Below are 12463 nucleotides of genomic sequence, written 5' to 3'. Positions count from 1 at the left end.
TACTGCTGGAGAAGCGGTTCGCGGAGCGCACCCGGGACGAGTGGGCGGAACTGTTCGAGGGGACCGCCTCCTCCTCGTGTACGCCTCGAACCAGCAGATTGTCAGGGCGCGTCGAGGGCGTTCGTGATCGCCTTCACGCCACCGTGGGCCGCGTAGCCGCCGTCCACCGTGATCTCCGCGCCGTTGACGTACGACGCCTCGTCCGACAGCAGGTACACGACCAGGGGCGCCACCTCGTCCGTGGTGCCGGGGCGGCCCTGGGGCGTCATCGCGAGATGCGCACGCACGAACACCGGGTTGGCGGTCGCCATCAGCGGTGTCTCGATGTACCCGGGGTGGATCACGTTCGTACGGATGCCACGCGGCGCCAACTCCAGTGCGGCCACCCGCGACAGGCCCCGCAGCGCCCATTTGCTCGCCGTGTACGCGACCGCGTGATGGGCCGTCAGACCGGCCACCGAGCCGACGTTGACGATCGACGAACCGGACGGCATCAGCGGCGCCAGCGCCTGGATACCGAGCAGCGTACCCGTCGTGTTCACCGCGAACGCCCGGTTCCAGTCGGCGAGTTCGACCTGACCGAGCCGCGCCCGTACGGCGATGCCCGCGTTGTTCACCAGCCCGTGCACGACGTTCAGTGAGGCCGCGAGGGCTGCCCAGTCGTCCTCCGACGACACGTCCAGGTGTCGGTAGGTGACATCGAGGCCGTCGGCGCGCAGGGCGGCGGCGAGCTTCTCGCCGGGCTCGTCGAGGACGTCGGTCGCGATCACCGACGCGCCCTCCCGGGCGGCTGCCGTGACCTCGGCGGCGCCCTGTCCCTGCGCGGCTCCGGTGACGACGACGGTACGGCCGGCCAGACGCGTACGGCTCACGGTTCCTCCAAGGGGGCTCGGGACTCCCCTCCCACGCTAGGAAGCGGGCGCCAGCTCCGGAAACGCACGTTCCTCATGGCTGGCATCCGTGTCCACGATCCCGTCGGTACCGTCGGCCTCCGGCTCCTCGTCCAGGGAGGCGCCCACCCTGCGCATGGTCTCGCGCAGCCAGCGGTGCGCCGGGTCGGAGTGCCGGTTGTGGTGCCAGTACATGGCCTCCACCAGCGGTACGTCCGGGAACGGCGTCGGTACGGCGACACAGCGCGCGAAGCCCTCGTAGCGCCGCGCGAGCCGCTCGGGCACCAGGGCGACCAGGTCGGTGCCTCCCACCAGGAACGGCAGCACGCTGAACCCCGGCGCGCTGACCTGCACCTTCGGCACGATACCGAGGGTCTCCAGCTGCCGGTCCGCGGGCGTCTGGCTCTTCCCGAACGCGGAGGCGGCATGCGGCATCTCCGCCAGGTCACGGAGCGTCAGCCGGCCGTCGACGAGGCGCGGGTTGTCGGGGTCGACGATGCACACGAACCGGTCGTGCATGACGGCCTCGCTGATCCCGGGCAGCCGGTAGCCGAGCGGCACCACCATCAGGTCGTGGCAGCGCAGATGGGTCTCGTTCTCCGGCTGGCCGTGGACCAGGGGGTGGAAGTCGATGCGTACGCCGGGTGCCTCGTCCGCGATGGCCCGCAGCAGCGGCTCGACGAACACCGTCATCACGTAGTCCGACATCACCACCGAGAACCGCTGCCGACTGTGCTCCGGATCGAAGCGCCGGGTCAGCGACAGGGCCTCCTCGGCCTTGTACAGGGACGCCTGTACGACCGGCAGCAGCCGCTCGGCCAGCGGGGTCAGCTCGTACTCGCGACCCACCCGCACCAGCAGCTCGTCGTTGAAGTGCCGGCGCAGCCGGGCGAGCGAACCGCTCATCGCGGACTGGCTGGTGGAGAGGCGGACGCCGGCGTGCGTGACGTTCTTCTCCTCCAGCAGGGCCTCCAGCGCCACCAGAAGATTGAGATCGATCGCTCCCAGACCCACGGATGTCCCCTTCCGTCCCGCCTGGCGGCAGGCGCCGGCCACGTCGTCGTACGGCCGTGAAACCGGAGCGTAACCAGCGGGAGAGGGCATGAGGAAGGCTCGTGCCCGCATTCTCAGGAAGACGGATGCGAGGCATCGCGGCCGGGAATACGCGCAGGTCGGCTGGCCTGCGCGCACAGGGGCGACGTACAGGCCGGCCTCCGTGACCGCACAGGATTCCGTGCTAGGGCCGTGGGGTGCGGCCCCGCTTCCGGGCGCGCGGAAGGTACACGTCCGTACGTCCGGTGACGATGCGGTTGGAGAGGCTGCCGAGGCGTTCCACGGTGAGCGTCACCTCGTCGCCGGGCGCGAGCGGCGGGGGAGTGCGCTCGCCGACGCGGCCCCAGAACTCCGCCAGGGCGCCCCAGCCGCAGGTGCCCGAGCCGAGGATGTCGCCGGGGCGTACCCAGGTGTCCCTGGCCGCGTAGGCGACCATCTCCTCGAAGGTCCAGGAGACGTTGGCGAGCGTGTCCCGGCCGATCAGCTCGCCGTTCAGGGTCGCGGTCATCTCCAGGTCGAGGAAGCCGTCCGCGTCCCTGCGGTCCTCGACCTCGTCGGCGGTGACGAGATACGGGCCGAGCGTGTTGGCGAAGTCCTTGCCCTTGGAGAAGCCGAGGCCCAGGTTCTTCTCCGGTTTCTGCAGGTCACGGGCCGACCAGTCGTTGAAGACGAGATAGCCGGCGATGTGCTCACGGGCCTGCTCGGGCGTGAGGTCGCGCCCCGCCCGCCCGATGACCGCGCCCACTTCCAACTCGAAGTCGAGCACCGAGCAGCCCGCCGGTATCGGCACCTCGTCGTGAGCGCCGTAGGCGGCGTGCGGGTTGGTGAAGTAGAAGTTGGGCGCCCGGTACCACTCCTCGGGCACATGCTCCAGCCCGTCGAGCGACTTGGCGACCCCCTCGATGTGCGCCTCGAAGCCGACGAAGTCCCGGATGGACGGCGGCTTGAGCGGCGGCAGCAGCCGCACCTGATCCACCGTCAACTCGCTTGCCCGGCCCAGTGCTTCGGCCCCGGCCGCGTGCAGTGTCGCCGTCTCGACGAGCGAGAGGACGGTGACCCCGTCCGGCAGTGGGTGGACGGTCTGCCCCTGGACGACCCCGGCGCGCTCCACGCCCTCGTACTCGTATGTCGCGAAACGCATGCCTCACTGCTCCCAGTGGTTGGTGTTGGTGACGGCCCCGGTGCTCAGATATCCCGCGAAGAGGCCCTTCGGGTCGCGCGCGGCCCGGATCTCGCCCAGCCGCCGCCACTGCGCGTCACCCATGAACCTGACCTGCCGGACGGTGAAGTCGGAGTCCCCGAGGTACTGGCCGGCGGTCACCGGCCGCATCTCCGCCATCGCGTCGTCGAGCCAGGCCCGCAACTCCTCGTCCCGCTCGGGCTCGTCGTGCACGACGTACGTGGCGCAGTAGATCTCCGACTGCAACGAGAAGGCCATGTCGGGGAGTTCGCGCAGCGGGGCCATCGAGAACCAGATCGTGAACGTCTGCCGAGTGGGCTGCTCGGTGAACGCCTTCTGGATGGCCGGCACGACCTCCTCGGCGGGCCCGGTCAGCCAGGCGTTGTCGACGAGATAGCGATGCCCCTCGGGGTTCGCGGTCCGCTGGTTGAGGAGCTGCTCGGCGAGCGTGGTCGGCTGCGCCTCGACACGGAAGACGGCGCGGTCGGCGTACGGACTGGCGTGCAGCGGTGCCAGCGCCTCGGCGGCCTGCTCGGCGGTGTCGGTCATCGACACGCCCGTGACCAGCAACAACGGCTCGTCGTGGCCGGGCGGGGTCTGAGTGAGGGCGACGATCTCGACCAGCTCCGACACCGTGTGGTGCATCCCGTGCAGCCAGGTCATGACCTCGTCGAAGAGGGCGAGCGGGTACGCGTGGACCGTGTGCGCCAGCCGCTTCGGCAGGGGACGGGTGCGGAGGTGGAACCGGGTGACGACGCCGAAGAAACCCGGGCCGGCACCCCGCGCCGCCCAGAACAGGTCGGAGTTCGTCGTCTCGTCCGCGCGCACCAACTCGCCCTCAGCGGTGACGACATCGATTGCCACGAGGTTCTCCGCGGCCCAGCCCCAGCCGCGCGCGTTCCAGCCCTGGCCGCCCTGGAGCAGGAACCCTCCGATACCGACCGAGGGGCAGTGCCCGCCGTTGAAGAAGCGGCCGAACTCGCCCAGGAACGGGTTGAGTTCGTCGCCGCCCTTGATACTGGGGGTGGCCGTGACGATCCCGGTCGTGTCGTCGTACGTCATCTCGCGCAGATCCCCGAGGTCGATCAGCAGTGCGTCCGTACGTACCGACCATGCGGCCCAGCTGTGCCCGCCGGAACGGACGGCGACCTGCCAGCCCCGCTCCAGGGCGAGCCGTACGCCCTCGACGACGTCCTGCTCGGTCGCCGCCCGCAGTACGGCGGCCGGTGAACGGTCCGACGGGCGGCGGGCGTTGAAGACGCGACCGAAGCAGGCCTCGTCGAAGTCCTCGTCACCGGGGAGGTGGAGGGTGCCGGAGAAACGGTTGCTCTGCGGGGGTTCGGGGGTCGTCCCCCGATTGATGACAGTCATCGACTTCGTACTCACTTGACCTCCCCCTTGGCCGCTCACTTGACCGCGATCGGGTTGACGGGGGCGCCCACTGCGCCGGTCACCGGCAAGGGTGCCGCGACCAGCAGGAACTCGTACACGCCGTCCGCTGAGCAGTCCTCCGACAGCTCCTCCAGGTCCCACATCTCGCCCAGGGGCAGACCCATGTTGGGGATCGCGATCTGGTGCAGCGGGGACATCGCCCGCTCGGCGAACTCGTACGGCCGTACCTCAAGTCCCCACGTGTCGGAGGCGATTGCCGCGATCTCCGTGCGGTGCAGCCAGCCGAGGGTGGTGAAGGAGAGGCCGGGGGCGTCGCCGGCCGCGTAGCCGCCCCAGTCGCCGAGCCGTCGTACGCGGCCGAGCTGTCCCGTGCGGACGAGGACGAGGTCGCCGCGGCGGACCGTCGAGGTGGCGCCCTGGGCGTCGATCGTGGCGCGCAGGTGTTCCTCCAGGATGGGGAAACCGTCGGGGAGTTCGCCGTGTTCGTCACCGATCGCGCGGCCGACGTCGAGGAGGACACCACGGCCGGTGAAGGCGTCCTTCATGTGCTCGATGCCCGTGACGGAGTCACCGTCGCCGTTGACGATCGTGCACGAACGGCCGTTCCACGCCTGCTTGTTGTCGAAGATATGGCCGAGCCCGTCCCACTGCGTGGACGCCTGGAGCGGCATCACCACATGGTCGTCGGCCCCGCCGAACCCGTGCGGAAAGCCCTGCGTGCCCGCCGCCGCGTCCGAACCGGTGTCCTTCATGTAGTGGACGGGGTTGATCCGGCCCCGGAAACCGCGCTGTGGGCCCTGCTCGTTGAACTCCTGCGCGAGCGAGAAGGGCCGCCCGCGCCGCACCAGACCCACCGCGTGCGCGCGCATCGCGTCGTCGATGTGGTTGAGGGTGCCCAGCACGTCGTCCGGTCCCCAGCGCCCCCAATTGCGGTACGCGGAACGGGCCTTGGCCAGCTCTTCCTCAATGGGACCGAGATTGGGACCAGGATTCGGGCCGGCGTTCATCGGACGCGTCCTTTCAGGAGCAGGTCGTAGGCGTTGCCCCCGGCTACGGCGGACCGGTCGGCGGGGATCAGCCCGGCGGCGCCCAGGCGGTCGAGCGGGTCGTCCACCCCCATGTCGAAGGGGTAGTCGGTGCCCAGGACGACCCGGTCCGCGCCCACCTCCTCGACCAGATGGCGCAGCGCGCGCGGGGTGTACACGAGCGAGTCGAACCACATGCGCCGCAGATACGCGCTCGGCGGCTCGGCGCACCCGCGTGCGTCCTCGCGGACCCGCCAGGCGTGGTCGGAGCGCCCGATGTACGTCGGCAGATAGCCGCCGCCGTGCGCGACGACCAGCTTCAGCCGGGGGAACCGGTCGAGGACGCCGGTGAAGATGAGATGCGAGAGCGCGACCGTCGTCTCGACCGGCTGACCGACCGTGTTGCCCAGGTAGTTGGTGGCCAGGCGGGTGCCGAGCGAGCAGCCCCACGGATGTACGAACACGACCGCGCCCAGCTCCTCTGCCCGCCGCCACACCACGTCGTGCGCGGGATCGGCCAACTCGCGCCCCTCGACGGTCGTGGACACGCTGATCCCGTACAGGCCGTGGTCGACGACCGCCTCGCCCAGCAGGGCGACCGCGAGGTCCGGGTGCTGGAGCGGAACCGTGCCCAGCCCGTACAGCCGCTGCGGCGCCTCGGCACAGTGCGCGGCCACCGCCTCGTTGACGGTCCGGGTGAGTCGTACGGCGAGTTCGAGGTCGGCCCAGTAGTGGTGCATCGGCATCGGCCCGACCACCTGGGCGTCCACGCCCATCGCTTCGAGATCGGCGAGCCGAGCGTCGACGTCCGTCAACTTGGGTGCCAGGCACTGGAGTTGGGCCCGGTTGACGGCGAGGGAGGCGGGGGAGTGGGCGCGCTGCTCGGCGGCGAACTCGGCGGCGAGACCGGGCGTACGCGCGCACAGCGCGTCGGCGGCCGGTACCGCGAGATGCCCGTGGAAGTCGACGACGGGCCCGCTCACGCCGCCACCGTCAGGGAGTTCAGCGTCCGCGACATGATGCCCGCCGGATCGGCACCCGGTGTGCCCGGGGCGATCTCCCACGCGGCCAGCTGCAGCGAGTTCTCCAGCACCATCCGCACCCTCGGCAGCCGCCGCGCCATGAAGTGCTCCAGCGCCTGCTCCACCGGCTCGTCCCCGGTGACCAGTTCGGCCAGCAGCACCGCGTCCTCCGCGCACATCGCCGCACCCTGCGCGATGAGCGGCGGGCACGCGTGCGCCGCGTCGCCGATCACCACCGTACGGCCGCGATGCCAGGCTTCGTCGACGAGGATCGCCTCGATCCAGCGGTAGTCGACCGTCGTGTCGTCGGGCAGCGAGGCGAGGATCTTGCCCCAGGTGCCGCCGTACCCAGTACCGCGCTCGCGCAGCAGCCCGAGGGGAGCGCGCGGGCCGACGAGGGAGGCGTCGAGGTTCTCGTCGAGGAGGTAGGCGTAGCACTGGTCCGGGGAGATCGGGCTGTAGCCGGCCTTGTAGCGGGGGCCGCCGTAGTACACCTCCGCGCAGTCCATCTCGGCGGGACGGTCGGCGACGACCCGGAAGATCGACATACCGACCGGGTGGGGACGCGTACCGATACCGAGGTGCGCGCGCATCCGCGAGTTGATTCCGTCGGCCCCGACCACCAGGTCGTACCGCCCGGTCGAGCCGTCCGTGAAGGTGACGTCGACGTGGTCGGAGGACTGGTCGAGCCGCTCGACGCTCAGCCCGAGCCGGACCCGTACCCCGTGCGCGTACACGGCGTCGCACAGCGCGTTCTGGAGATCGGTGCGCAACGCGCCTGCTGTGGACGGCAGTTCGGGTCCGCCGGTGTGGGGTGTCGGCAGCTCGGTGATCAGCTCCCCGTCGGCGCGGCGCAGCCGCATGATGTCGAACGGCACCGCCCGGGCCAGCACCCGTTCCAGAACGCCCACGGAACGCAGCGCCTTGAGGGCGTTGCCCTGGAGGGTGATGCCGTGCCCCACCCCGAACCACTGGGGCGACAGTTCCACCAGCTCGGCCTCGGCACCGCGCTGGGCCAGCGCGAGGCACAGCACGCTTCCGGTGATGCCGCCGCCGACGACGAGCACCTTTTCAACGGGCATGGAGATCCTTGCGAATGTAGAGGGGGGAGGTATGGGTGCCGGCAGGGTCAGCCGGTGAAGCGGGCGGCGCGCTCGCTGTAGTGCTCGACCACCGGCGGCGCGGCGAAGAACGGGCCGACCAGCGCACGCCAGTGGGCGAAGCGTTCGGACTCGCGGAACCCGACCGTGTGGTGGGCGACGGACTCCCAGCCGACCAGCAGCAGATAGGTGTCCGGCCGCTCCTCGCAGCGCAGCAGCTCGGTCCAGCGGAACCCGTCCGCCTCGGCGAGAACGAGGCGGGCCTTCTCGTACGCCTCCTCGAACGCCCGCTCACGCCCGGCCTCGACGGCCAGCTCGGCATGCTCCACGATCATGGCTAGCTCCTCGGCCTCGGTGGGTGGTCCGAGCCTGCGTGGGTGGTGGACGCAGGGTCAACGGATCGAGGCATCGGCAAGGGGCACGTCATCCATTGCGCATGGCGATGGGCCCCTGATCACGGGCCGTACGGGCCGCTGATGCCAGGCATCGCGAATCACCATTTCCGCCGCCGGGCCGCGCTGCCTAGCGTCAATGGCAGCCAACGCCCCCGCTCACCGGTCCGCCCGCCCGTACGTCGTCCGAGGAGACAGCCCGTGCCCGACCGACCCCCCTCCCACGCCGGCCCGTTCGCCCTGGGCACCTTCGAGGCCGGCACCGGCACGTTCCCGGGCCTGGTCGTGGGGCCGAGGGTGCGCGATCTCACCGACCTCGCGCCGTCCGTGCGCGCGTTCGTCGAGGACTGGGACACCTGGCTGCCCCGCCTCCACGACCTCGCCGCGACCGCCGACGGCCCGTGGCACGACCTGGCGGCGTTCCAGGTGCTGGCCCCGATCGAACCCGGCCAGATCCTTCAGAGCGGAGCCAACTACCGCAAGCACGTGGTCGATCTGGTCGCCGCCGAGAAGGAGAGCGTGCACGGCGCGACCCCCGAGGCGGCTCGCGCCGACGCCGAGAAGATGATGGACGTACGGGCGCGGAACGGTGTCCCGTACGTCTTCCTCGGCTCGCCGCGCGCGATGTGCGGCCCCTACGACGACATCGTGCTCCCCGCGCTCGGCGAGCAGCACGACTGGGAACTCGAACTCGCCCTCGTCATCGGTAAGTCGGGCAGGAACATCCGCACCGAGGACGCGATGGAGTACGTCGCCGCCTACACGATCTGCAACGACCTCACCACCCGCGACCGCCTCTACCGGCCCGACCTGAAGGCCATCGGCACGGATTGGTTCACCGCGAAGAACGCCGACACGTTCCTGCCGACCGGCCCCTTCCTGGTGCCCGCCGCCTTTGTCGGGGACCCTTCCGACCTGCGGATCACCCTGCGCCACAACGGAGTTGTCCGCCAGGACGAGTCCACCAAGGACATGATCTTCGACATCCCGCGGCTCATCGCGTACGTCTCCACGACCACCACCCTGCGTCCCGGCGACCTACTTCTCACCGGCTCCCCGGCGGGCAACGGCGCGCACTGGGGCGTGTTCCTCAAGCCCGGGGACGTCGTGGAGTCGGAGATCACCGGCCTGGGCCACCAGCGCAACACCGTCAGGAGCCACGCATGAGTACCCCGGACACCGTCTTCCAGCCCATCACCCACCTCCGCCATGTCGACCTGGCCGTACCGGACTTCGCGGCCCAGCGCGTCTTCTTCGGCACCACCTGGGGCCTGACCGAGGTCGCGAACGACAACGGCATCGCGTTCTTCGCCGCCGAGGGCAGTCCCGAGCAGTACATCGTGCGGATCCGCCAGGACGAGCGGAAACGGATGGACCTGATCGCCTTCGGAGCCGTCTCGCCCGCCGCCGTCGACGAACTCGCGGTACGGCTGGCCCGGGCCGAGGTCCAACTCATCGCCGAACCAGCCGAGTTGGACACCCCGGGCGGTGGCTACGGATTCCGGTTCTTCGACCCGGACGGACGCGTCGTCGAGGTCTCGGCCGACGTCGCCACCCGTGCACACCGGAAGATCGAGGAACGCGAGGCCATCCCCGTACGGCTCTCGCACTGCGTGGTCAACTCCCAGGACCCCGAAGGGCTGCGGGACTTCTACGTCCGGCACCTCGGTTTCCGGCTCACCGACACGCTCTGTTCGACGCACATGGGCGACCTCATGTACTTCCTGCGGTGCAGCCCCCTCCACCACTCCTTCGCCATCGCACGCGGCCCCCATGTCTCCCTGCACCACGCCTCGTTCGAGATGCGGGGTGTCGAGGAGTACATGCGCGGCACAGGGCGTGCGCTGCGTGCCGGGACCCGGCTCACCTGGGGCCCGGGCCGTCATCTGGCCGGCGACAACACCTTCTCCTACTTCCACGACCCGCACGGCAACACCGTCGAGTACACGACCGAACTCGCTGTCCTCGAAGAGGACTTGTGGCACCCCGGCCGCCATGACGTCGACGACCCGATCACCCAGGACCAGTGGGGGACGGCCGACCCGATGAGCGAATCGGTCGCGAAGGAGCAGTTCAACGACCCCGACGTGCTGTTCACCGCGCCGCCCGTCTGAACCGAACTACCCACGGAAAGGCCGCAGTTGTGGCAGAGATCCTGAAGCACGCCGTACCCGGGGCCGAGGTGGTCGCCTCCCTCGCCCAGGTGCGCGAGACCGTGACCGGTGTCATCGCGGACATCCGCGAACGCGGTGACGCGGCCGTGCGCGAGTACTCCGAGAGGTTCGACGACTGGAGCCCGGACTCCTTCCGGCTCTCCGCCGAGGAGGTCGAGAAGATCGTCGCGTCGGTGCCCGAGCAGGTCATCGCCGACATCCGCTTCGTCCAGGACCAGGTCCGCGCCTTCGCCCACCAACAGCTGGACTCCCTGCGGGAGTTCGAGGTGGAGACGCTGCCGGGTGTCCGGCTGGGGCAGAAGCACATCCCCGTACAGGCCGCCGGCGCCTACATCCCGGGCGGCCGTTACCCGCTCACCGCCTCCGCCCACATGACCATCGTCACGGCGAAGGTCGCGGGCGTACCGCGTGTCGTAGCCTGCACGCCGCCGATCCGTGGCGAGATCCCGGCCGCCACCGTCGCCGCGATGCACCTGGCCGGCGCGGACGAGATCTGGCTGTTGGGCGGAGTACAGGCGGTCGCCGCGATGGCGGTCGGGACGGACTCGATGCGGCCCGTGAACCTGATCGCCGGGCCCGGCAACGCCTATGTGGCCGAGGCCAAGCGGCAGTTGTTCGGCGGGATCGGCATCGACCTGTTCGCCGGGCCGACGGAGATCCTCGTCCTCGCCGACGAGAACGCCGACCCGTTCGTCTGCGCGGTCGACCTGCTCTCCCAGGCCGAACACGGCCCCGACTCCCCGGCCGTCCTCATCACCACCTCCCGCGAGATCGCCGAATGGACGATCACCGAGGTGGAACGCCTCCTGCCCGGCATGCCGACCCGAGACTTCGCCGGGCCGGCCTGGCGCGACCACGGCCAGGTGCACGTCGTCGACACCCTGGACGAGATGTACGCGCTGGCCGACGACTTCGCCTTCGAACACGTCGAGGTCCTCACCGCCGAACCACGCCTGGCCCTCGACAGGATGACCCAGTACGGCGCCCTGTTCCTCGGCGAGGGCACCTGCGTGTCCTTCGGCGACAAGGTCATCGGCACCAACCACGTCCTGCCCACGCGCGGCGCCGCCCGCTACACCGGCGGCCTCTGGGTGGGGAAGTACCTCAAGACGGTGACGTACCAGGAGGTCACCGACTCCGCCTCGCAGGCACTGCTCGGCCGTCTCTGCGGGCGCGCCTCCCGCGTCGAGCTGTTCGAGGGCCACGCCCGCTCCGGCGACGTACGCGCGGCGAAGGCCGAGGGCGACGCCCTGCCGTGGAACGGCGCATGAACCCACACACGGACCTGCACGGGCGTACGGCGCTGATCACGGGCGGGGGAGGACCGCTCGGCCGGGCGTTCGCGTCGTCCCTGTCGGACGCGGGCGCCCGGGTGATCCTCGTCGGCCGCGACGAGGCCGCCCTCGCGGACGCGGCGGCCCGGATCACCAAGGAGGGCGGCGAGGCACGCACGGCGGTGTGCGACGTCTCCGCCCCGGAGTCGGTACGCGCATTGTCCTCCCAACTGACCGACGAGAACGTGTCGTTGCTGGTGAACAACGCGGGCGTCGCAGGCCCCGTGAAGCCGCTCGTCGACATCGAACCGGACGAGTGGGACGACGTGTTCGCCGCCAACGTCCGGGGTGTCTACCTGATGTGCCGGGCCTTCCTGCCGCCGATGCTGACGGCGGGCCGAGGCGACATCGTCAACATCGCCTCGGTGAGCGGCAAACGCCCCCTGCTCCACCGCACCCCGTACACGGCGTCGAAGATGGCCCTCCTCGGCCTCACCCGCACCCTCGCGGGCGAGGTCGGCCCGCAGGGCGTCGCGGTCAACTCCCTTTCCCCGGGCCCGGTTCGAGGCCCACGCATGGACCGCAACTTCCGCCTGACGGCCCAACTGACCGGCTGCACACCGGAGGAGGCGGAACGGGACTTCGCCTCCCGGGCGGCACTGGGCCGCCTGGTGGAGGCGGACGAGGTCGCCCGGGCCCTGCTGGCGATGCTCGCGATGCCGGGCCTGTGCGGGGCGGACATCGACCTGTCGGCGGGGATGATCGCCCCGGCGTAACGGACCGCGTTCGCCTCGCCAACAGGCACTGTGGCCACTCTGTGTGAACGCCATGAACCGGGCTGCGCGATCCGAGGCATCGGGTTCCGGGGATGTGTACGCCGGGTCCCTTCTCCCCGATGTGCAGGGCTGATTCACTCCCAGGAGTGCTTCATCGGGCCCCAAGTCCGAGCCGTGGCCGCCGT

The 12463-nt window shown here is 70.4% G+C and carries 12 protein-coding genes; 4 read left to right on the top strand and 8 right to left on the bottom strand.

Going from position 1 to position 12463, the window contains the following annotated elements:
- Positions 1–101: 101 nt before the first annotated feature.
- From ACWDR4_RS41995 to ACWDR4_RS41960, 8 genes are all read right to left on the bottom strand, one after another.
- Positions 102–872: an SDR family NAD(P)-dependent oxidoreductase gene (locus ACWDR4_RS41995; RefSeq protein ID WP_450416427.1), complete on the bottom strand. Its 771-nt coding sequence runs from the start codon at positions 870–872 to the stop codon at positions 102–104.
- 36 nt (positions 873–908) lie between these two features.
- Positions 909–1904, bottom strand: a complete 996-nt coding sequence (locus tag ACWDR4_RS41990) for a LysR family transcriptional regulator (protein ID WP_450416425.1) — start codon at positions 1902–1904, stop codon at positions 909–911.
- A 223-nt stretch (positions 1905–2127) separates the two neighbouring features.
- Positions 2128–3084 (bottom strand): fumarylacetoacetate hydrolase family protein, encoded by a 957-nt coding sequence (locus ACWDR4_RS41985; protein ID WP_450416423.1) that lies wholly within the window; start codon positions 3082–3084, stop codon positions 2128–2130.
- 3 nt (positions 3085–3087) lie between these two features.
- On the bottom strand, positions 3088–4494 hold the full coding sequence (locus tag ACWDR4_RS41980; RefSeq protein ID WP_450416432.1) for an FAD-binding oxidoreductase: 1407 nt from the start codon (positions 4492–4494) through the stop codon (positions 3088–3090).
- Between the two features lie 35 nt (positions 4495–4529).
- Positions 4530–5522 (bottom strand): cyclase family protein, encoded by a 993-nt coding sequence (locus ACWDR4_RS41975; RefSeq protein WP_450416421.1) that lies wholly within the window; start codon positions 5520–5522, stop codon positions 4530–4532.
- Positions 5519–6523: an amidohydrolase family protein gene (locus ACWDR4_RS41970; RefSeq protein WP_450416420.1), complete on the bottom strand. Its 1005-nt coding sequence runs from the start codon at positions 6521–6523 to the stop codon at positions 5519–5521. The genes ACWDR4_RS41975 and ACWDR4_RS41970 overlap by 4 nt, the downstream gene beginning before the upstream one ends.
- Positions 6520–7644: an FAD-dependent monooxygenase gene (locus ACWDR4_RS41965; protein WP_450416418.1), complete on the bottom strand. Its 1125-nt coding sequence runs from the start codon at positions 7642–7644 to the stop codon at positions 6520–6522. The genes ACWDR4_RS41970 and ACWDR4_RS41965 overlap by 4 nt, the downstream gene beginning before the upstream one ends.
- Before the next feature lie 47 nt (positions 7645–7691).
- Positions 7692–7997: an antibiotic biosynthesis monooxygenase family protein gene (locus ACWDR4_RS41960; RefSeq protein ID WP_450416416.1), complete on the bottom strand. Its 306-nt coding sequence runs from the start codon at positions 7995–7997 to the stop codon at positions 7692–7694.
- A 258-nt stretch (positions 7998–8255) separates the two neighbouring features.
- Between ACWDR4_RS41960 and ACWDR4_RS41955 the strand changes: the two genes are divergently transcribed.
- The 4 genes from ACWDR4_RS41955 to ACWDR4_RS41940 are packed head-to-tail and all read left to right on the top strand — an operon-like array spanning position 8256 to position 12278.
- Complete coding sequence (locus tag ACWDR4_RS41955; RefSeq protein WP_450416414.1) at positions 8256–9221, top strand: fumarylacetoacetate hydrolase family protein; 966 nt, start codon at positions 8256–8258, stop codon at positions 9219–9221.
- Complete coding sequence (locus ACWDR4_RS41950; protein WP_450416412.1) at positions 9218–10168, top strand: VOC family protein; 951 nt, start codon at positions 9218–9220, stop codon at positions 10166–10168. Before ACWDR4_RS41955 ends, ACWDR4_RS41950 begins: the two co-directional genes overlap by 4 nt.
- Before the next feature lie 29 nt (positions 10169–10197).
- Positions 10198–11499: a histidinol dehydrogenase gene (hisD, locus tag ACWDR4_RS41945; protein ID WP_450416411.1), complete on the top strand. Its 1302-nt coding sequence runs from the start codon at positions 10198–10200 to the stop codon at positions 11497–11499.
- Positions 11496–12278, top strand: a complete 783-nt coding sequence (locus ACWDR4_RS41940) for an SDR family NAD(P)-dependent oxidoreductase (RefSeq protein ID WP_450416409.1) — start codon at positions 11496–11498, stop codon at positions 12276–12278. The genes hisD and ACWDR4_RS41940 overlap by 4 nt, the downstream gene beginning before the upstream one ends.
- Positions 12279–12463 lie beyond the last annotated feature (185 nt).

This window comes from Streptomyces sp. NPDC000878 (assembly GCF_053599695.1).
The sequence above is the reverse complement of the archived record's forward strand: the minus strand, read 5'-3'. Positions and strand labels throughout refer to the sequence as shown.